General features: G+C 69.3%; 18 protein-coding genes and 1 pseudogene. 7 read left to right on the forward strand and 12 right to left on the reverse strand.

The genetic code is table 11. The features are described 5' to 3' along the window. The first annotated feature begins 8 nt into the window (after positions 1–8). The gene (locus ACIHCQ_RS28790; protein WP_399668430.1) at positions 9–605 is read left to right on the forward strand and encodes an HD domain-containing protein; all 597 of its coding nucleotides are present in this window, start codon (positions 9–11) and stop codon (positions 603–605) included. A gap of 26 nt (positions 606–631) precedes the next feature. On the opposite strand, the gene ACIHCQ_RS28795 is transcribed toward ACIHCQ_RS28790, so the two are convergent. From ACIHCQ_RS28795 to ACIHCQ_RS28845, 11 genes are all read right to left on the reverse strand, one after another. Then, entirely contained in the window at positions 632–1,504 is an 873-nt protein-coding gene (locus ACIHCQ_RS28795) for an ATP-grasp domain-containing protein (protein WP_399668433.1), read from the reverse strand. Positions 1,505–1,658: 154 nt separating this feature from the next. Further along, positions 1,659–2,684 carry a glycoside hydrolase family 11 protein gene (locus tag ACIHCQ_RS28800; protein ID WP_399668436.1) on the reverse strand — a complete coding sequence of 342 codons (1,026 nt, stop codon included), beginning with the start codon at positions 2,682–2,684 and terminating at the stop codon, positions 1,659–1,661. Positions 2,685–3,209: 525 nt separating this feature from the next. Beyond that, positions 3,210–3,938, reverse strand: a complete 729-nt coding sequence (locus ACIHCQ_RS28805) for an ABC transporter (protein WP_399668439.1) — start codon at positions 3,936–3,938, stop codon at positions 3,210–3,212. Continuing rightward, complete coding sequence (locus ACIHCQ_RS28810; protein WP_399668441.1) at positions 3,935–5,461, reverse strand: ABC transporter permease; 1,527 nt, start codon at positions 5,459–5,461, stop codon at positions 3,935–3,937. Before ACIHCQ_RS28810 ends, ACIHCQ_RS28805 begins: the two co-directional genes overlap by 4 nt. Next, entirely contained in the window at positions 5,458–6,324 is an 867-nt protein-coding gene (locus ACIHCQ_RS28815; RefSeq protein ID WP_399668444.1) for an ABC transporter ATP-binding protein, read from the reverse strand. Before ACIHCQ_RS28815 ends, ACIHCQ_RS28810 begins: the two co-directional genes overlap by 4 nt. Continuing rightward, the gene (locus ACIHCQ_RS28820; protein WP_399668447.1) at positions 6,321–7,184 is read right to left on the reverse strand and encodes a zf-HC2 domain-containing protein; all 864 of its coding nucleotides are present in this window, start codon (positions 7,182–7,184) and stop codon (positions 6,321–6,323) included. The genes ACIHCQ_RS28815 and ACIHCQ_RS28820 overlap by 4 nt, the downstream gene beginning before the upstream one ends. Further along, positions 7,181–7,723 (reverse strand): RNA polymerase sigma factor, encoded by a 543-nt coding sequence (locus ACIHCQ_RS28825; RefSeq protein ID WP_399668718.1) that lies wholly within the window; start codon positions 7,721–7,723, stop codon positions 7,181–7,183. Before ACIHCQ_RS28825 ends, ACIHCQ_RS28820 begins: the two co-directional genes overlap by 4 nt. 232 nt (positions 7,724–7,955) lie before the next feature. Continuing rightward, positions 7,956–11,003 carry a tetratricopeptide repeat protein gene (locus ACIHCQ_RS28830; protein WP_399668449.1) on the reverse strand — a complete coding sequence of 1,016 codons (3,048 nt, stop codon included), beginning with the start codon at positions 11,001–11,003 and terminating at the stop codon, positions 7,956–7,958. Positions 11,004–11,319: 316 nt separating this feature from the next. Further along, positions 11,320–11,739, reverse strand: a complete 420-nt coding sequence (locus ACIHCQ_RS28835; protein ID WP_399668452.1) for a hypothetical protein — start codon at positions 11,737–11,739, stop codon at positions 11,320–11,322. A gap of 204 nt (positions 11,740–11,943) precedes the next feature. After that, complete coding sequence (locus ACIHCQ_RS28840) at positions 11,944–12,201, reverse strand: hypothetical protein (RefSeq protein ID WP_399668455.1); 258 nt, start codon at positions 12,199–12,201, stop codon at positions 11,944–11,946. Positions 12,202–12,252: 51 nt separating this feature from the next. After that, positions 12,253–13,239: a formylglycine-generating enzyme family protein gene (locus tag ACIHCQ_RS28845; RefSeq protein ID WP_399668458.1), complete on the reverse strand. Its 987-nt coding sequence runs from the start codon at positions 13,237–13,239 to the stop codon at positions 12,253–12,255. A 131-nt stretch (positions 13,240–13,370) separates the two neighbouring features. Here ACIHCQ_RS28845 and ACIHCQ_RS28850 point away from each other — a divergent pair, with 131 nt between their 5' ends. From ACIHCQ_RS28850 to ACIHCQ_RS28875, 6 genes are all read left to right on the forward strand, one after another. After that, on the forward strand, positions 13,371–14,573 hold the full coding sequence (locus ACIHCQ_RS28850) for an ROK family protein (protein ID WP_399668461.1): 1,203 nt from the start codon (positions 13,371–13,373) through the stop codon (positions 14,571–14,573). Positions 14,574–14,604: 31 nt separating this feature from the next. Continuing rightward, complete coding sequence (locus ACIHCQ_RS28855; protein ID WP_399668464.1) at positions 14,605–15,411, forward strand: ABC transporter permease; 807 nt, start codon at positions 14,605–14,607, stop codon at positions 15,409–15,411. Then, positions 15,408–16,187: an ABC transporter ATP-binding protein gene (locus ACIHCQ_RS28860; RefSeq protein WP_399668467.1), complete on the forward strand. Its 780-nt coding sequence runs from the start codon at positions 15,408–15,410 to the stop codon at positions 16,185–16,187. Before ACIHCQ_RS28855 ends, ACIHCQ_RS28860 begins: the two co-directional genes overlap by 4 nt. 153 nt (positions 16,188–16,340) lie before the next feature. After that, positions 16,341–17,321 (forward strand): aliphatic sulfonate ABC transporter substrate-binding protein, encoded by a 981-nt coding sequence (locus tag ACIHCQ_RS28865; protein WP_399668470.1) that lies wholly within the window; start codon positions 16,341–16,343, stop codon positions 17,319–17,321. Next, entirely contained in the window at positions 17,318–18,832 is a 1,515-nt protein-coding gene (locus ACIHCQ_RS28870; protein ID WP_399668473.1) for a sulfatase-like hydrolase/transferase, read from the forward strand. Before ACIHCQ_RS28865 ends, ACIHCQ_RS28870 begins: the two co-directional genes overlap by 4 nt. A gap of 372 nt (positions 18,833–19,204) precedes the next feature. Then, a complete protein-coding gene (locus tag ACIHCQ_RS28875; protein ID WP_399668476.1) occupies positions 19,205–20,548 on the forward strand; it encodes a family 43 glycosylhydrolase in 1,344 nt (447 codons plus the stop codon). 110 nt (positions 20,549–20,658) lie between these two features. Here the strand turns inward: ACIHCQ_RS28875 and ACIHCQ_RS28880 are convergent. Continuing rightward, positions 20,659–20,868, reverse strand: a pseudogene (locus tag ACIHCQ_RS28880) (peptide-methionine (R)-S-oxide reductase); the annotation flags it as partial. Positions 20,869–20,973 lie beyond the last annotated feature (105 nt).

The raw sequence follows: 20,973 nt of genomic DNA on the forward strand, positions 1-20,973 counted from the left end.
CTGACCCGGTGGCATCATCAGACGTCCTGTCCCGAGCCCTGTACGCCCCCGCCGACCCGCCACTGCGGCCGCTCCCGCCTCCTGTGGCAGATCTCCTCCGCTCCCTCAACGCTCCGCCGCGGCTGGCTGCCCATTTGCGTGCCGTCCACGACGTAGCACTTCAACTGGTCGACTGGGCAGAGCATCGCTATCCGGACCTCACTGTCGACCGTGAAGCTGTTCTTTTCGGAGCAGCGACACACGACATCGGCAAAACGGTGCACATCGCCGAACTGTCCGGACCCGGCTCATCGCACGAAGAGACCGGGCGGGAACTGCTGTTGGCCCACGGATTCGACCCAGATCTCGCCCGCTTCGCCGGCACCCACGCCGCATGGACCGATCCCGATGTGACCCTCGAAGACCTGCTGGTGAGCACAGCCGACAAGGTCTGGAAGAACAAGCGCGTCTCAGATCTCGAAGACCTCGTCATCTCACGACTGGCCCGAGCGACAGGCAGACAGCCGTGGGAGGAGTATCTCGCCCTCGACGAACTGCTCGGTCGCGTCGGCAACGGAGCCGACTGCCGACTTGCCTTCCAAGCGTCCTTCCCGGTGTACGTCTAGAGGTCACCGTGTCTGTCGCATCGACCTCAACGTGTCCCGGCAAGCAGCGGTGTGATGAGTGTGGCGGGGTCGGTGCCGACGGGCAGGTCGCTGACCTGGCCGTCGCCCACCTCGATAACGCGCCACGTGCCGTCCGTACGCTGGGCGAGGTCGGTGGTGACGAACCGGCAGGCCAGCGCGCGCACCGCCGGCCGGATGCTGTCGAGGGCGGGCCGGGGCCGCAGACCGGGGGTGTCGGGGTGGGCGGTGCTCAGCACCGGTTCGCCGTCCAGCCACCACACCCTGGCTTCGCCGGCCGCCCGACGGAGCGGCTCGAAGGCGCGCAGCACGATGCCGCCCGCCAGGGTGTCTTCCTGGAGTTCGACGAAGCGTGCCACTACCCGGTGTACGGCGGCGGTGTCGGCGAGGTCAGGCAGGTAGCAGGCCTGGTCCCAGTCGTGCTTGCGGGACTTGACGTAGTCCTTCACGATTCCGGGCCCGGCCGGAAGGGTCGCGGCGACAGCGGCCAGCACCGTGGGTGGGGGCGGCTGGTACGGGGCGCAGGCCGTCCACGCGCTGGTCGGGGTGACATCGGCGAAGGCGTCGTACCAGCCGGGCAGTTCATGCGCCCTCCGGTACATCGGCGGGCCGGTGCACAGGCGGGCGCCGCGAACGGCCAGCGCCGCGTCCAGGTCCGCGTAGGCCGCCGCGGGGATCATCCAGCCCCGGTACCACGCCGGCCCGAGGCCCTGCGGCACGCGGCGCACGGCTTCGTCGGCGCGGCCGGCGAGCAGGGCGTCGTGGTCGATCAACGCCACCGTCGCCCCGGCGAGCCGGGCAGCCGCGGCCTGTGGGGCGAAGTGCGGGTCACAACGGGTGGGGCGCAGCGGGTCTGCGCACAGCAGCAGGGAGGCGGTCACCGGCCCACCGTAGAGGGGCCGGGCCTCGCTACGGTGAGAATTACCGCGGTCAGGTACGTCGATGGCGGCTTACCCAAGCCTGTGGGAACGGCGGTAGTGGCGCGGCGGCCACGGGCCCCCGCGCCACTGGTGTCGTGTTTCGGGTGTTCGGGAGTCAGCTCGTACTGCAGGAGACGGCCGGCCAGGTCCAGTTGCCGTTGGACTGGATGGTGACGCCGAAGTTGTTGCCGCTGCCGTTGGGTTTGGCGGTCAGCACTTGGGCACTGGGATAACCGGCGCTGATGTTCCAGGTCGAGAGCACCTTCGCCGGGGAGGGAACATTCATCGTCACGGTCCAGTTACTGGAACCGGAAACCGAGACGTTGAGGTTGTACCGGTCGCTCCACTGCTGGCCCGCGGACAGAGTCGCGGAGCAGCCACTACCACCACCGCCGCCACCGCCGCCGCCACCGCCGCCCGAACCGGCGTCGCCGACAGTTATGTTGGAGTTCCCGCTGCTCTGGTATCCCTCGCTCGCGAGAATCATGTAGTTGAAGGTGCCCAGGTTCATGCCGGCGCCTGCCCAGGCGTCGAAGTGGTTGCCGGTGGTGATGGTTCCGCCGGTCCTCTTCGACTGCCGCACACTCCAGTACTGGTCGAAGGTGCGAATGCCCTCGATGGAGGGGGCGTTGTATCGCGTCGTCTTGTAGATGTCGTACGTGCCGCCGTCGCTGGTGATGGTGCCCTTGTACGTTCCCGTGGGCCGGTACGTGCCCCAGTTGTCGACGATGTAGTACTCCACGAGCGGGTTGGTGGTCCACCCGTAGAGAGTCAGGTAGGCGTTGCCGGACGGGTTGAAGGTGCCCGAGTAGGTCACACTGCGGCGTCCGCCGGTGCTCCAGCCCTTGCCGAGAACAAAGTTGCCGGTGTTGCTCCACGAGGTGCTGTAGTTGCCACCGGAGGCCAGGTTCATGGAGACCGACCCGCCCCTGTCGGTCCAGAACGAGTAGTAGTAGCCGTTGTTGGTGCCGGTTTGGTTTGTGGTGATGACCGTGTCGGCGCTGGCGGTGCCGGGCAGGGTCAGCGCGGCCACAGCGACCAGCACTGTGGCGCAGGCACTGGTGATGAGCAGCCTTAAGCGGCTGAGCGTCCCGAAGGGGCCGCGCCTGCGGCTCGTCGAGGGTGCGGGGGCGTCGTTCATGTGTGTGCTTCCTCCTCGTCCTCGTGAGGGCGGTCGGGGCCAGGCAGCGTGACACGACCCTGCGAGGTTGTCGCTGAACAGACGACGGCCTGGCTTGCCGGTCGTCGTGCGCTCGGCGACCGGAGGACCGGGTCACCGTGGCGACCCGGATCAACAGTGGTTGAGCTCCGCCAACGGCGACAGTGTTGGCCTGACCCTGTCAACTGTCAATAGTTTCGGCGGTGATTGCGAAACCTTTGCGGAGTCAAGGCCCCTTGAAACAGCCTTCATCCTGGTCAAATGACCATCCCCGACCACTCCAATCGGGTGATGGTTAAAACTCTCGCGTGTCACGAGAGCCAGTCCAAGGCATACCCTCATCGAAAGTTTCGAAGCTTTTTCGGATAATCCCGCACGGCGACGTGGTGGGCATCTTCCCCTGATGACTCGGCGCCTGCGGCGCTGTCGACAGCCATCGAGCCGCCTGAGCGGGCGCCCAGCTCCGCTCTGCTCGATCCCATCCGACGTCCTATGACGCCGGAGGCGCTACTCGCCGGGTCGCAGACGAGTGGACCGGGTCAACCTCATCCGCCACGGCCCGGGGCGTCCGCCACGCGCGCCGCCGACCCGGCGGTGTGGCTCCGGACCGCACAGCGCCCAGGCGGCGAGCACGGCGGCCAGAACGCCGCTCCACAGCAGGTGGGCGTCCTCCCAGCGCGGGTCGCCCAGCGGTACGAACAGCGCGAAGGGTGGCGGGAGAAGCACACCGGCCATGACCGGCAGCACCAGCGCGGTGCCCGCCACGGCCGGTCCGGGTACCTGCACCGCGCTGAACCGCACCACCGCCGCGGCCAGCGCGAGCGCCAGCCCGGACAGTGCGCCGGCCTCGACCGTCACCGCCCCCGACGGCAGTGCGGCCCATCGTGCGGCGTCGGTGCCCGCCCGTACGACACCCAGCACCGCCGTCCACCATGCCGCGCCCACCAGCAGCACCACAGCCGCACGCAACGCCTGCCGCAGCGGGCGCGGTACAGGAGGCACTCCGGTGGTGTGCCGGGCCGGGTCGTCCAGGACGAACGCCATCCCCACCGCCCCGCACAACGCGGCCACCCGCACCACGTTGACCAGCACCGCCGCCGAAAACTCCGTCGAGAACAGCACCGGTACCGCGGCGATGACCAGTCCCAGCCCCCAGCCGGCGGCGAGCAGCGTCCACGGCAGCGACCGCACCGTGGGGCGCATCAGAGCCGCTGCCACCATGATCCGCTGCCTCATGCGCACTTCCACTCGCGGTCGTCAGCCGTCTCCGCCGGGGCGGTGACGCCCAGCAGAGTGGCCGCGCGGTCGGTGGTCGTACCGGGGGCGGAGAGCTCCGCCCAGGACGCCTTCACCTGGCGCGCCACCGCCCCCTGGGGCTCGGCGAGCAGCCGCTGGATCACGGCGTATTCGCGGCCCCGCAGGTGGATCGGGTCGACCGGAGCCAGAATCATCCCGGGGCTGCCGAAGTTGTCCCCGGTCCTGGCGAACATGGCCTCGCCGTTCCGGGTCGCGCGGATCGCCAGCCAGACCATCAGCACGCTCTGCGAGCCACAGTGCGCTCCCCGGTACTGCTCGTCCCCCACCACCAGGCCCCGGGCCACGCTCGCCGCGAACTCCAGTTCCCGCTCGCCGCCCCACGCCGTGCTCGCCGTCAGCTCCCCGGGCGCGGCGGGGGAGAGTTCCGCGATGCCCGACGGTCCGTCGAGGGCGGCGACCTTCTGCCGTACGGTCAGTGCCCGCGTCGTCTCCGGTCCGCCGGCCAGCGACCGCACCTTGTCCGCCACCCGCGCCCACTCGTCGATCCAGGGCGTGAACTCGGGGAAGGCACAGTACGTCGTCCCCCCGCGCCGCTCGCACTCCTGCACCGCCACCGGAGTACGAGTCGCCACCTCACGTGCCTCCCGCACCGCGTCCGACGGCGCCATGCCCTGGAACACGACGGCGGCCACGACCGCGCCGAGTGCCCCCAGGGCGGTGGCTCGTACGACCCGCCCCCGGCCGCCACTCGCCCGTACCGCTCCCGCCGCCGCCAGCACCGAGAGCGCCAGCAGATACAGCGCGTGCCATCCCGCGGGCCGCCCCAGCAGGTCGGACGGAAGCGGCCGTGCGCCCTCGTCGAACACCACCGGGGCCATCCCGCGCAGCCACGCCACGGTCCCCGAGGAGGCCGCGAAGATGAAGATGCCCGCCAAGAAGGCGACCGCGGCCAGCGGAGCCGCGAAAGCCGCCCGGACCACCCGGCCGAGCAGCACCCCCAGGACCGCGGGCAGAAGTATCAGCAGCGGCCCCGTCAGCAGTTCGAACAGCGACCCGTGGCCCACCGCCCCGGGCTTCAGTGCCGCTGCCGTGAACTGCCCGGCCACGATCAGCGCCCCCACCAGCACCGTCGGCAGCACCGACAGCACATGCGCACAGGTGCGCTGCCACGGCTCCAGTACCATCACCCCGAAATACCCGTCCGTGCCGTGCCGATGTGAGCGCAGTACTGCCAGGTTCGCGGCGATCATCACCACCAGGCCCAGCATCAGCTGTCCCAGTTGTGTCTCGCGGTCGATGTCCTGCAGTACCGGATAGTCGTCCTCCGGCGCGCTGCCCGGCCACAGCAGGAAGGTCAGGTACGCCACCGAGGCGGCCAGCACCAGGGGATGCGACAGCAGGCGCCGTGCCTCCACCCGGGCCAGCGCGAGCACCGCCCGCCGTCCGTCCGCGGTCGGCGCCGGGGGCGGCGCCGTGACCGGGGCCTCGGTCACGGCCGTCATGCCGCCACCTCCGACACCGTGTCGCCGCCGAGCGTCAGCAGATAGCCGTCCTCCAGCGTCGGCTCGACCAGCCGGGCGCCCGCCGGCGGATCCCCGACGTTACGGAATTCGCCCGTCCCGGTGCGCCATCCGGCCCGGGCGCCCGGCTGCCGCTCCCCGCTGCTCCACACCCGGCCATCGGCCACCGCGGTCAGTTCCGCGGGTGTGCCGTCGAAACGCACCCGGCCCTCGGCCATCACCACCACCCGGCGGCACAGCATCGCCACGTCCTCCGTCTGGTGGGTGGACAGCAGCACCGTCCGGCCCTCGCCGGCCTCCGCGATCAGCTCCCGGAACCGCATCCGCTGCTCCGGGTCCAGCCCGACCGTGGGCTCGTCCAGAACCAGGAATCCCGGATCGCCGACCATGGCCGCCGCCAGCGCCACGCGCTGCCGCATGCCACCGGAGAGTTTCCGTATCCGCTTGCCGCGCACATCCGCGAGACCGACCGCGTCGAGGACCCGCCGGGCCTCGGCGTGCCGGACCCGCCGGTCCGTCAGTTCCTTGAGGATCGCCACGTAGTCGATGAACTCGAAGGCGGTGAAATCCGGATGGAACCCGGGATTCTGCGGCAGATAGCCCAGCGTCCTTCGTGTTTCCCGCCGTCCATGGACCGTGCTCGGATCGTGCCCGAGTACGGTGAACGCTCCGTTGTCCGGCGGCGTCGCCGTCGCCAGGATCCGCAGCAGCGTCGTCTTGCCCGCACCGTTCGGCCCGAGCAGGCCGGTGACACCTTCGGTGAGCAGCAGCGTCACCTCGTCCACCGCCCTTGTGCCGCGATAACTCAGGGTCAGCCCGGCGGCCGAAACCGTGGGTGGTGTCATGACAGCCTCCTGGCTGCGAATCGAAGGGATCGAAGGGATCGAAGGGAAGGATCGAGAGCACGACCGCTGTCGAAGCGGTCCCGCGCCGCCACCAGCAGTACCGTCGCCACCACCGTGACCACCGCCGCCGCGCCCTGCCCAGCGGCGGTGAACGGCACCGGTGTACCGGACGCCAGCAGGTGGTTCAGCACCACGAGGGCGGTCCAGCCGCCACCGACCAGCGTCGGCGCGAGTACCGGCCCCAGCCGGGCCATCAACGCGACCCCCGTCGAGGTCAGCGCGAGGGCCGGCAGCAGCCAGCCGAGCGCCGCCAAGCCGAACGACGGCAGCGCCAGGCTCGCCAGCCCGCTCAGTGCCGTCGTCGTCGACAGCACGGCGACCGTCCGTACCATCAGCAGGCGGAAGGTGTGCATCGGCGCGACCACTGCCATCTCGTACGTCGGGTCCAGCCCCGGCCCGAACGACACCGCCACCCCCGCCAGCGGCAGCAGCGGCGCCGTGGCCAACAGCATCAGCGGCGACGCGGCCAGACCCACGACGACCGCGAGCAGCAAGGTGAGTACCACGGCCCCGAGCCACGAGCGGCGCAGCACCGGTGTCGCCGCGAGCAGCCGCGCGGTGTGGTCGGCGACCCCCACCCGGGTCAGCAGCGACTCGACCGGACCGGGCCTCGGGGCATCCAGCTCGGCGTCCAGACGGGCCCAACCGGCGCTGATTTCGGCGGGCGGGACATGTGCCGAGAGCGCCGCCCGGCAGTCGGCGCAGGCGGCGAGGTGAGTCTCGACGGACCACAGCCGGGCCGGCGCCAGAACCCCGTGGGCGTACTCCCGCAAGTCCCCGTCATCCGCGTGCCAACTCATACCAGCCCTTCCCGCAGTTGCCTTCGGGCGCGCATGGCCCGGGTCTTGACCGTGCCCGGCGGGATACCGAGCAGGACGGCCGCCTCACGTGTCGTCAGGCCGTCGATCACTGTGGCCTGCAACACCGCCCGCAGCTCCGGCGAGAGCCGGGCCAGCGATCCCGCAAGGTCGCCGTGCTGCACCTGGGCCAGCACATGTTCCTCAGCGGACGCCTCATCGCGATGGCGCAGCCGCGAGAGCGCCTGGCGCAGTCGGCCACGGGCCCCGTCGCCACGCAGCGCGTCCACCAGGCGGCGCGACCCGATCCGCCACAGCCAGCCAGCCACGTCACCGTCACGGTGATAGCGGGCAGCTCCCCGCCACACGTCCAGGAACGCCTCCTGTACGACGTCGTCGACCAGCGCCGGATCGGCGCACCGCCCGCGCAGCCGCAGCACAAGCCACGGTGCGTAACGGCGGTACAGCTCCTCGAAGGCACGACGGTCCCCGTCCGCGACGGCCCGCAACAGTTCGGCGTCGCCCGGACTCCCCCGGTTCATTTCGCTCACACACCCTCATCGGACGAGACACCCCCAGCGGTTCACGCAGGGGCTCCATCGTCGGCTTCAGGGGCGCCTACCGTGCCCGACGGTGCTCCGTGCGGGCGTCCTTGACTGTCGCGAGCCACCGGGTCCTTCGGCGGTGGGCGGCGCCGGCCACCATGGAAACCGACCACCACTGACCTTGACCGATGCAGCCGTTCTCGGCGCCGTGCTCACGTCGGCCCGCCGATCAGCCTCCGCTCGATGCGACGGGATCCCATTCGGTGGCTATGGAACCGTCCAGCTCCCAGCCGTACCGCTCCAGACTGTTCCCTTCCTCCATGCGTCCCCACTCGCGCAACATGCCGGCGGCTGCGGCCAGGGCTTGTTCTTCGCCCGCGAACGCCGCACGGCGGTACCAGGTCAGCGCGTCGTCGACGCGGCCCTGCGCGTGCAGCATGTACGCCGCCGCCGTCAGAGCGTGAACATCCCCGCCCGCAGCGGCTCGCTCGTACCAGGCTATGGCCAGGTCTACGCTGCCGCTGTCGGCCAGTTCCCCCGCAGCAAATGTCAGGGCCCACTCAATGCCTTTGGCAGCGGCTTTCGTGTAGTGGTCGAGGGCCTCCTCCAGTCGGCCCGCTCGCGCCAACAGGGACGCCGCCTCGCACAGGGCCAGGGCATCGCCTGCTTCGGCGGCCTGCTGGTGTGCCTCAATGGCCTCCTCGATCCGCCCCTTGTCCGCCAGCTCCGAGGCGGCCCGCCGCAGCGCTTCCGCAGGGCCGTTGTCACGATCCTTCAGGACATTCGAACCGCGCGCCGCCTGAGAGAGGGGGGCCCGCTCGACAAGTCGTCGGCTCAGGGCTGCCGCCTCGTCGGATCGCCCGTACTTCACGAGCATGTCCGCAGCCGCGTACAGGGCACCCGGGTATCCGGCCGCGGCGGCCCGCTCGTACCAGGCAAGCGCCTCGTCGGGCCGGTCACTGGCTGCCAGCATGTCCGCGGCCGTCCTCAGTGCCTCGGTGTCCCCGCTCTGTACTGCTCGTTCGTACCAGACAAGTGCCTCGTCCACGCGGCCTTCGGTGTGCAGTGCGCGAGCAGCTGAGCCGAGCGCGACAGGATCGCCGGCGTCGGCAGCCCGCTCGTACCGGACGAGCGCGTCCGCCAGGCGGCCCTCGGCGTACAGCAGGTCGGCCGCAGTGCTCAGGGCTGCGCGATCACCCATCGCGGCAACCCTCTCGTACCACGCGATCGCCTCCTCGACCCGTCCCTCAGTGGCCAGGAAACTGGCGGTCCTGCGCAGTACCTCGATCTTGCCGGAGGAGGCGGCACGCTGGTGCCAGTCGATCGCGTCCTCCAGGCGTCCCCGCGCGATCTGGATGTTCGCCGCCCACCGCAGCGCCTCCAGATCCCCGGTGCGTACCGCCTTCTCGTACCAGTGCAGGGCTTCGTCCAGTCGGTCTTCGCGCTCCAGCATGTTCGCCGCCCAGCGCAGTGCGTCGTCGTCACCCGCCACGGCTGCCCGCTCGAACCAGTCGAGCGCCTCGTCAGTGCACCCGGCGAGGTCCAGCATGTTGCCCGCCCAGCGCAGTGCCTCCGGCGTGCCCGCTCTCCTGTACCAGTCGAGTACGCGTGACACGTCACCGCTGAAGGCCTGATGCGTGGCCACCCATCGGAGTGCTTCGGCGTCACCCGCTGCGGCAGCCCGCTCGTACCAACCGGTGGCTTCCTCTGTCCTGCCCAGTCCGATGAGCATGTTGGCGATGCCCCGCAGGGCTTCCACGTCACCGGCCGCCGCGGCGCGTTCACGAAGGAGTAGCGACGTGCGGTACAGACCTCGCTTCTGCGCGGCCGAGCCGAGTTGAGCTGCGGACGCCGGGCCGGTGTGATGCAGTGCGGCGTACCAGAAACCCACGGGAATCGGCGCCGCGCCGCGGGCACGGCGGGCATGCTGCTCCAAGTAGTCGGCCAGCCGGTAGCGCGTGTCCCCCGGTTCGGCCCGCCCGGCACGGGGGCGGATCCGGGTCAGTACGCCCCGGGCGCCGCGCACCGGTCTGGCGCAGTAGGCCAGTGCCTGCTCCAGCCAATCCTCAGGCAGCAGGTCCCACTCCTCGTCTTCGAAGTAGGCCTCGGCCGCAGCCGCGAGGAAGGCCTGGGGTAGTGCAGGACCGTGTTCGAGCCGCCGGGCATCCATGGCCACCGTCAGCAGAGCCTTGGCACCCGCGGGTGCCGCCTCGAAGCGGTCGAGGAGTGTGGGAGCCCCGGCAAGGTACTGCGTGATGCCGCCGCCCGCGGCCCGCTCGGCAGCGATGGCCAGGCGCGGGTCTGCGGCTGCGGCGCTCTTCAGGTCGTGCATCGCGGCTCCGTCGAAGTGCCCGGGCACCGCGATCTCGCGCCCGGTGAGCAGCAGTCGGGCCTGCGCGTGCGGGTTCTTCTCCTGGGCGAGCGGCTCGGTCATCAGCGTGGCCCGGTATTCCGGCCACATCGTGCCGAGGACGAGGACGGGTCCGCGCCGACGGTCCCGCAGCAACTCGCGCAGGCCCGCGGCGATCTCTTCGCCCGCCGGATTTCCCGGCGTCAGGAGGTAGTGCTGCGACTCATTGAGCCAGACGACCGTGTGCGGACCTACGCGGTGCAGTGCGGCCTGCGCCGCCCTGGGCCGTTCCGGGTCGATGGGATGCCATAGGCGCCATTCGTCAGGCAGGGTCTGCACGGCTTCCCAGCACGCCCGGGTTTTGCCGGTGGAACTGCCTCCGACCAGCATTGCGATCGTGCTGTTGCCGACGACTGCCTCGTCGACCACATCCCGCAGGAGGTCGTCGTGGGGACGCCGGACATAGGCAGGCAGCAGGGGGAGCGGCTCGCCGACCGGGCCGGGCACCTCGATGGCGCGATGCACCTCCAGGTCCCAGGGATCGACCAACTCACGAATAGGCCGGCCCAGCGGGCGCTCAAGTTTGGCATCCGTCCATAACTGAGTGGCGCGGTGTGTGAGTTGCCCTGCCTGCTCCGGTGGAACGCCTGTCCATCTGTTCAGAACCGAGACCAGGGCACACACATCCGCCAGCTTCGGCGGCACGTCGGACGAGCTGAGGATGCGCTGGATGGTGTCACGGGACGGTGCGCAGCTGAGGGAGTCGTCGCCCGCGATGGCTGCGGCCATCTGGTCGAGGGTCGGGTTCCCGGCCGCGAGGTAGAGCTCGTAGAGAAGTTCCTTCAAATCACGCAGCGGTCCCGGAGCCACCTCCGGACGGCGCAACGAGCGCCCCGAGCCGACGGTCCGCACCCCATCGCCCTTCATCCGCACCATCTTCCCTCACGCCCGTCCGTACTTCTGCGTCGCCAGTCTGCTGGGCTCGTCAGGAGGGCGTACGTGAAAACGGCATCCTACGGCGGCACCTCGCCGAGGAGATGCCCTGATTCCGCGGCCCCGCCCCGCGGTGGGTGTCAGCGCGCCGTCTCAGCTCGTCCGACAGCCTGCGACCGCCTGCCATGCGGGCAGCGCTGAACAGGCCTGATGCGACAGGGGATTGGTACCTCGTCGCAATTCGGAGTGGATCTTCTCCGAGCCCGCACGGTGGTCCTCAAGCCGGCCGGCTGTTCACGACCGATCTCACTCAGCCCAGGAGGGCACCATGTCCAGGACTCGTCTGACCCGCCAGGAACGCGTCAAGATCGCCTGCGCGGCAGTCGGCGGAGTGATGTCCGGCATCGCACGGACGCTCGTCGGCTGGCTGATCAGGCAGCACAGCTGAGGGCGGTCCGATCCCGGCCGCATGTGGCCGGCCGCCGACGCTGTGGATGATCTGGCCGCCGGCCGCGTGCTCGTAGAAGTCGCCGACCGTGATGACGTCCTGGACCTGCTCGACGAGGTCGTCCTTGGCCGGCTCGGACTGCGGGTCCATACGGAATTCACGATGGCCACCGACCGCCCGGCCCGCGTCGCGTCCGTCCGGACCATCATCGCCCCGCCGCCAGGGCTGACCGAGCAGCAGCGCGCGGCCCTGCTCGCCGTCGCCTCGCACTGCACCGTGCACAACACCTTCCACCAGCCGCCCGAGACCGGCGACGCGCCGTCCCCGCTCCCCCCTCCTGGAGCGCATCCACCGGGGGATCGTCGGCCACGACGAGGTGATGGGCGGGCCCTACTGCCCTCGGCGCGTCGTTTACGCGGACTGCACCGCCTCCGGCCAATCGCTCGACTTCGTCGAGGACTTCATCCGCGACCATGTCCTGCCGCGCTACGCCCATACGTACACCGCGAGCTCCAGCACCGGGCTGCAGACGACCGGGTTGCGCGAGGACGCCCGCCGGATCATCCGTAACTTGGTCGGCGGCACCGACGACGACATCGTCATCCTCTGCGGATCCGGCGCCACGGCCGCGGTCACATGCAACGCGGCTCCGCCGCAGTGCCCGGGCACTGCGATCTCGCGCCCGGCGAGCAGCAGCCGGGCCTGCGCGTGCGGGTTCTTCTCCTGCCCGAGCGGCTCTGTCATCAGCGTGGCCCGGTACTCCGGCCACAGCGTGCCGAGGACCCGGATATCCGGTTACACGTCACGCGCGCAGCGGAAGCCGAGGTTTCCCGCGGTGCTGTCGGGAGTGTTGGAGCTACGGGCGGCGACGCGGTAGCGGTTGCAGTAGGAGTGATGGCACATGTATGAGCCGCCACGGGTGACCTTGGCCGTGCCGCCGGCCGGGCCGACGGGGTTGGTGCGTGTCGTGGCGGTGTGGTCGGTGTGCCACCAGTCGGCGCACCATTCCCACACGTTCCCCGCCACGTTGTACAGGCCGAACCCGTTTGGTTCGAAGGCATCCACCGGGGCAGTGGCCCGATAGCCGTCCTCGGCTGTGTTCTTGCTCGGGAATCGCCCCTGCCAGATATTGCAGCGGTGCTCGCCTCCGGGCATGAGCTCGTCCCCCCAGGGGTATCGGCGCTGCTCAAGCCCGCCCCGGGCCGCGTACTCCCATTCGGCCTCCGTCGGAAGCCGGGTGCCGGCCCACCGGCAGTAGGCGATCGCGTCGTTCCAGGACACATGGACCACGGGATGACCGAACCGTTCGGCGAGCCCGCTGCCCGGCCCCTGCGGTGCCTTCCAGTACGCGCCGGGAACCCCGCACCACCAAGGCGTCTGCTCCGGCCGTGCCGCACCGCGACGGAGCGCGGCCGGCAGGAACCCGGCGAACACATACGACCAGCCGAACCGCTCGGCCTCGGTGACATGGCCCGTGGCGTCCACGAACTCGGCGAACCGCTCGTTGGTCACCGCGTGTACGTCGATCCAGAAGGGCGCGAGAGTCACCTCGCGTACAGGACCCTCACCGTCGGAGCGGAAGCCTTCCGCGTCCTCGGTGCCCATCAGGAACGTACCGCCGGACAGTCGCACCATGCCCCCGGTGCCCATGCCCGCGGTGCCGCCGGTCCGGAAACCCGGCGCGAGTTCGACGGATGCGGCGCCGGCGCCGCGTGAGGGCGAGCAACAGGCCTTCACCTCAGGTGCCGCTGCCGTGTCCGCATCCGTTTCTGTGTCGTTCATGGTCTCCCTGCCTGGCGTACGTGGCGGACTCGGCGGCGACTATACGAGCACAGACACTGTCCCGGCGAGGGGTTCAGCAGCCTGGAAAATTCTTTTTTCCGGACTGTTGACGAAAACATGAAGTCGTCCGCATGCTGTGCTGCATGCAACATCACGACAGCCCCTTGGCACGGCTTCGGCGGGGGCACGAGGACCGCGTACTGGACCTGCTGCGCAAGCACGGCCCGCTCAGCCGGGGCCAGCTCGGCAAACAGAGCGGGCTGTCCCGCACAACCCTCTACGACATCATCGCCGAGCTCGTGACCAGCGGCGCCATTGTCGTCTCCGCACCGAACCCGGCGCTGCGCAAGCGTGGCCGACCGGTGGAGACGCTGGCCCTCAATCCCGAGGCCGGCCAGGCGATCGGCATCGACTTCGCCCGGCGTGCGGTGCATGTGGCCTCGGTCAATGTCGCACACGAGGTCATCGGGTCGGCGAGCGAGCCGCACGCCGCGGATCTGCCCTGGGAGGAGCAGGTCGACATCGCCGAGCGCCTGATCGCCACACTGGCCGAGGGGACGCTGCGGCTCGGCGCACTCAGCGCGATCGGCGTGGGCGTGGTCGGTCCCGTCGGTCCCCCGGGTGCCGAGGTCACACACGCCAACCGCATCAATGGCCTGCCCGGACTCCTGGGCAAGCGGTTCGGGGTGCCGGTGCTGCTGGACAACAACACCAGGCTGGCCGCGCTGGCCGAGTCGGTGTGGGGTGCCGCGGCCGGCGACGAGGATGTGCTGTATCTGCGGCTGTCACACGGTGTCGGTGGCGGCCTTGTGGTGGGTGGCTCGCTGCACCGCGGTGTCGACGGACTGTCCGGCGAGTTCGGTCACATCACCGCCGAGACGGCCGGGGAGCGCTGCGAGTGCGGCGGAACCGGGTGTCTTGAGACCGTGGCCTCGATCGGCGCGGTCCTCGACTCCTATCGCGCCGCGGGCGGGCGTGCGGACGATATCGCCGCCTTTCTGGCAGCGTCTCAGGCCGGCGACTCGGTGGCACATGCCGTGCTGCGCCGGGTCGGCACCCGGATCGGCACCGTGCTCGCCGCGGTGTGCAATGCGATCGGCCCCGGCGTGATCGTGATCGGCGGTGAGCTGGCCGAGGCCGGCGCGGCGCTCATCGAACCGGTCGAAGAAGCCATCGGCACCCACATCCTGCCACTCTCGCGGCACCGGGTCGATCTGCGCCGGGCGACTCTCGGCGAGGTCGGCGGCGCGCTCGGCGGTATCGCCCTTGTGCTGCACGAATCCCCCCTTCTCTCCCGCTACCCCGCACAGCCGGGCCCTGAGGAGCACGTATGAACCAGACGAGGCTGAACCAGACGAGGCATCCATGGCCGTGATCACCCCACCCGAGAAGAAATCCGCGCCACCCTCGGAACGGCGGGCCGTACGCCGCTCCCGACATCCCCTCGTACTCAATCTGATCGCCCTCATCATCGGCCTGGCCGTGTGGGCCCTGGCGTCGCTCGGTATCGACAATCTGCCAGGACCACGCCCCGTGGTGAAGGAAGCCGGCGAAATGATCGCCGACGGCACTCTGCTGGATGACTCGCTGGCCAGTCTGCGCCGGGTCCTCCTCGGCTTCGCACTCGGTACGGCACTGGCCATTCCGGTCGGGTTCCTGATGGGCTGGTACCCCACGGCCCGGGGGTTGATCGAACCGTTCATCCAGTTCTTCCGGACGATCCCGCCACTGGCGCTCATCCCGATGGCGATCGTGTTGATGGGCATCGGCGAGACACCGAAGATCGCGGTGATCTTCCTGGCGGCGTTCATGTCCTGCGTGGTGGCGGCCTTCCAGGGTGTGACCGATGTGGACCGGACGCTGATCAATGCCGCGCGGGTGCTCGGAGCATCGGACCGGACCATCTTCGTCAAGGTCGTTGTCCCGGCGTCCACCCCCTTCATCCTCGTAGGGATGCGGATCGGACTCGGCGCGGCCTGGGCGACCGTGGTGGCGGCCGAGCTGATCGCGGCCCAGGAGGGCTTGGGCTACCGCATGCAGTACGCCTCGACGTACTACGAAATCCCCAAGGTGTTCGTGGGGCTGATCACCATCGGCGTGCTCGGGCTGGTCATGGACCGGCTGCTGTTGCTCGCCGAACGACGACTCACCGGTTGGCAGGAGCGCCGATGAAAACCAAGATCTCATTCCAGAACGTGGTCAAGACCTACCCGATGAAGGACACCACCTTCACCGCACTCGACCATGTGTCACTCGACATCGCCGACCGGGAGTTCGTCACCGTCGTCGGACCGTCGGGCTGCGGCAAGAGCACCATGATGAGCATGGCGGCCGGTCTGCTCGAACCCACCGCCGGCCAGGTTCTGGTGGAAGGGAAGCCGGTCGACGGACCGGGACCGGACCGCGGTGTGATCTTCCAGCAGTACGCGCTGTTCCCCTGGCTGACAGTCCGCCACAATGTGGAGTTCGGGCTGAAACTGGCCTCGATCCCCGCCGCCGAGCGCAAGCGGCGGACCGAGCACGCCATCGACCTCGTCGGGCTCGGCGACTTCGCCGACGCACTGCCCAAGACGCTGTCCGGCGGTATGAAGCAGCGCTGCGCCATCGCCCGCGCCTATGCGGTGAACCCGCAGGTCCTGCTGATGGACGAGCCCTTCGGAGCGCTGGACGCGCTGACCCGGGTGCAGTTGCAGGACCAGCTGCTCGACACCTGGAGCCAGGAGCAGCGCACGGTCATGTTCATCACCCACGATGTGGACGAGGCGGTCTATCTGGCCAGCCGGGTGGTCGTGATGGCCGCCAGGCCGGGCCGTATCCACTCGGTCATCGAGGTGGATCTGCCTTACCCCCGCACCGAAGAGATCCGGCTCTCTCCCGAGTTCGGCCGGATCCGCAACGAGGTCTGGCACGCGGTCTATCACCAGACGGCCGCCGCACCCACCGCATGAGTGCCTGAGCATCAGAGCACCGGCACCAGAGCACCAGAGCACCAGAGCACCAGAGCACCAGAGCACCAGCGTCTCAAAGCACCGGCCGTCCGAGCCCCGGCGACTGAGCGCGCTGCCCCTCTACCGAGTTACTCCCGAGAGGACTGTCCCGCCATGCACAGCAGCAGAATCCGGCGTGCCCTCGCGACCGCCTCAGCGGTGACCATGCTGACACTCTCAGTGAACGCATGCTCCGGCGACTCCGCCAATGACACCACCGTCGACTTCGGCTACATCAGCGACTACAACGGCGCGAGCCTGCTGGCGATCGCCGAGAAGCAGGGCCTGTGGAAGAAGGCGGGCCTCACGCCGAAGATCAAGGCCTTCAACAACGGCCCGGTGCAGATCCAGGCACTCGGCGCCGGCGACCTCGACTTCGGCTACATCGGCCCGGGCGCCATGTGGCTGCCTGCCTCCGGCAAGGCCAAGGTCGTCGCGATCAACACGCTCGCGTACGCCGACCGGGTCATCGCCCAACCCGGAATCGACTCGATGAAGGACCTCAAGGGCAAGAAGGTCGGCGTGCCCGAGGGCACTTCGGGCGACATGGTGCTCAACTACGCCCTCGAACAGGCCGGGATGACGGCCAAGGACATCGACAAGGTGCAGATGGACCCGGCCACGATCGTGTCCGCGTTCGCCTCCGGACAGATCGACGGCGCCGGCATCTGGTATCCGCTCATCGACACCGTCAAGGCGAAGGTGCCGGAACTGCGGGAAGTCGCCAGTACCCGGGACCTCGACAGCTCCTTCCCCACCGCCTTCGTCGCGGGCAACAAGGTGAAGCCCGAGTTTTCCAGCAAGGTGGTCAAGGTGCTGCAGGAGGCCAATGACTGGCGGGCCGCGCACCCGGACGAGGCGATCGCCGAGACGGCCAAGCTGCTCAAGCTCGACACGGACAAGGTGAAGTCGGACGCCTCGAACGTGGAGATCCTGACGACCGCCGATCTCGTCGCCAAGACCAAGGACGGCACCGTCGACAAGTGGCTCAACGGGCTGAGCGACTTCTTCGTCCGCACCGGCCAGCTCAAGTCGAGGCCCGACCCGTCCTCGTACTACACGGGCGACCTCTACACGAAGGCAGCTGCCAAGTGAACCTGCTGTTCCTCATGACCGACCAGCACCGCGTCGACACGCTGGGCTGTTACGGCAATCCGCATGTGGCGACCCCCAACCTCGACCGGCTGGCCGCGACCGGCACACGCTTCGACCGGTTCTACACGCCCACCGCCATCTGCACCCCGGCCCGCGCCAGCCTGCTCACCGGCCAGGCCCCGTTCCGGCATCGGCTGCTCGCCAACTACGAGCGCAACGTGGGCTACTTGGAGGATTTGCGCGAGGACGCGTTCACGTTTCCCAGCGCCCTGCGGGAGCGCGACTATCAGCTGGGCCTGATCGGCAAGTGGCATGGCGGCACGCACCGCAACGCCGCGTCGTACGGCTTCGACGGGCCTGACCTGCCCGGCTGGCACAACCCCGTCGACCACCCCGACTACCTGGCCTACCTGGCCGAGCGGGATCTGCCGCCGTACCGGATATCCGAGCCGATCCGCGGCACCACCCCCAACGGCAACCCGGGCAACCTGCTGGCCGCGAGGCTGCACCAGCCGGTGGAGGCGACCTTTGAGTACTACCTCGCCACCCGGGCCATCGAGCAGCTGGACAAGTACGCCGTGGACGGCCGGCCGTTCTTCCTGGCCACCCACTTCTTCGGGCCGCACCTGCCCTATCTGCTACCCGACGAGTACTTCGACCTCTACGCCCCCGACCTGGTCGAGCTGCCCGCGTCGATAGCCGAGACCTTCGAGGGCAAGCCTCCGGTGCAGCGCAACTACAGCGAGCACTGGACCTTCGACACAATCCCGATCGAGGTCACCCGGAAACTGATCGCCGTCTACTGGGGCTACGTCACGCTGATCGACGAGCAGATCGGCCGCATCCTGACCCGGCTCGACGAACTCGGCCTGAGCGACGACACCTCGGTCTTCTTCACCGCCGACCACGGCGAATTCACCGGTGCCCACCGGCTGCATGACAAGGGCCCGGCGATGTACGAGGACATCTACCACATCCCCGGAATCGTGCGTATCCCCGGCGCCGCCCCGCAGGTGCGCCACGAGCTGGTCACGCTCACGGACTGCACGGCGACCATCCTGGAGCTGGCGGGCTGCGATCCCTCGCCCGCGGTGGACAGCCGCAGCCTGGTGCCGCTCGTCCGCGGTGAACACCCGGAATGGCCCGGCGAGCTGGTCGCCGAGTTCCATGGCCATCACTTCCCCTACCCGCAGCGGATGATCCGCGACGACCGCTACAAGCTGATCGTCAACCCCGAGTCGGTCAATGAGCTGTACGACCTGGTCCAGGACCCGCACGAGCTCCACAACCGGTATCCGCACCCGGAAATGCAGCCCGTGCGCCGACGCCTGATGCGCCGTCTGTACGACCTGCTCCGCGAGCGGGGCGACAACTTCTTCCACTGGATGACGCCCATGTACGACATCGGGGCGTCCGACCACGACCCGAGCCTGAGCTCCTTCGAACCGGAAGGAGCCACCGCACCGCTCCCCGTATCAGGTCTCAACGAGAAGATCACGGAGCCGCAGTGAAACGGATATCCAGCACGGATCCGACCGCCTTCACCTGGTCGCAGTCGCCATCGGCGTCCTGACCTTCCCCGCCCCGGTCCTGATCCGGGGAGCCCCGGGCAAGCGTTGTTCGCGGACCCTGGACATCACCACCGCCCTGGATGAGGGAGTCGGCTCCACCAAGGAACGGGACCGGTGCCCCGGTCCCGGCTGCCACCACCACGGCCACCCTGGCCGCCCGCTTCGGAAATGCTTCGGCGCCCGAGCTCGTCAGAGCGTCAGGCGCTCCGGATTATTTTTCCGGGCTGTGAATGAAATCGCCGGGCGTTCACATGCTGTGCATGCCTGCCAGCAGGGCACCGGCGTCCTCGACGACGAAGGAGAACGTGACTGATGACCAGCTCCGAGAACAGGCTGCACATCGACCGACGGTCCTTGTTGGCCGGTGTCACCGGCTCCTTGGGAGTGGCGGCACTGCCCGCGAGCGCTGCGCAGGCGGCGCCGGCGGAGGCCGCGTCGCAGCGGCGCCACCCGTCGAACTGGCCCGCCCCCGAGCCCTACGGCCTCGCGGACACCCGGCTGGACCTGTGGCCGCGTAAGGACAACTCCTTCCTCCTCCCGCTGGAGCTGCGCCCCCGTGACGAGGAGCGCGGCCAGGTCTGGATGCGGGACACCTACGTCAACTGCTTCGTTGTCGACGGTCGTCCTCTCTACGTCGCCACAGGCACCTCCCGGGCGCCCGGGCTCAGCACAGCCGCTCCGTGGAACGACGGCATCTTCGTGTGGGTGGCCCCGTCCCTGAAGGGGCCGTGGCGTCTGGTCGACACGAGCGGCATCCGGCCCGAAGCCGAGCGGGGCAAGGTCTGGTCGCCCGAGTTCGTCGGCGAGAACCGCCCCGGACGCACGGTCGTCGCTCCGTGGCAGGAGTACTGGCACGACGAGCGGTTCGGCAAGCGCGGCGAGGTCTGGGCCCCGGAGCTGCACCACTTCCGGGGCAGGTGGTACATCGTCGCGTGCATGGGAGACCACTCCCAAAAGGTCGGCTCCTTCATGCTGGTGAGCGAGGGCGGGATCGAAGGCCCCTACCGGCTCGTCAAGGGCAACCTCAACAAGCCCTTCGGCGGCTCGCTCGTCGGGGGCCCGGCGTTCATCGAACCCGGCGCCTACCACCACATCGACGGCGGCCTCTACACCGAGGGCGACGACGCCTGGCTCGTGCTGCACAACGACCTGTACGCGAAGTTCCGCGACGACATGGAAGACATCGTCCCGACAAGCAACCTTCCGAAATTCCAGCAGACACCCTACGCACCCGAGCCGTACCTCGAAGGTGCCTCCGTACTCAAGTACAAAGGCAAGTACTACCTCCTCCACGCCGCGTGGTCGCGGACGTCCATCAATCCCGACGGCAGCACGCGCTGTGCCTACGACCCGCCCGGCCCCGGCCGCGTCCAGTACCAGTACGACGCGGTCGTCGCCGTCTCGGACAACTTCGAGGGCCCGTACTCCAAGCGGTGGACCGCGGGCGTCGGCGCGGGCCACAACAACTTCTTCGTGGATCACAGCGGCCACCTGTGGGCGACGTTCTTCCGCAACCCGGCCGCCGGCTACTGGGCCGACCCCTCGCGCATCACCGACGCCGCCGTGCCCGGCGTCGTACGGCTGGAATGGACCGGCCCCACGGGCAATCGCCTGTACGTCCAGCGCCAGAAACAGGCTTGCACGACCGGCGGTTGACCGCCCCCGCGGCAGCCGAGGGCGAGCGGAGGCCGCCGCCCCCGCGCTCGGCCGACATGGTGCACCGGTAGTACGCGAGGGAGGTCTTCACCCCGGGGCTCGCCTTGTCGTCAGTCCTGGTCGGGGGCCAGCCGCAGCGAGATCGAGTTGATGCAGTACCGCTGGTCGGTCGGGGTCGGGTAGCCCTCCCCCTCGAAGACGTGCCCCAGGTGGGACCCGCAGCGGGCGCACCGCACCTCCGTGCGCACCATCCCATGTGAATCGTCGGACACGAGTTCCACGGCGTCCGAGTCGCGTGCGTCGTAGAAGGACGGCCATCCGTGCCTTGCTCCACCCCAGGAACCACGGGAGTTCACACCCGCCACGCTCACACCGAGGCCGCGCGAACGTCGGGCGGCTGCAGCACCTCCAGGGTGCGCCTGAAA

The sequence above is a fragment of the Streptomyces sp. NPDC052236 genome, assembly GCF_044548015.1.
Lineage (GTDB): Bacteria > Actinomycetota > Actinomycetes > Streptomycetales > Streptomycetaceae > Streptomyces.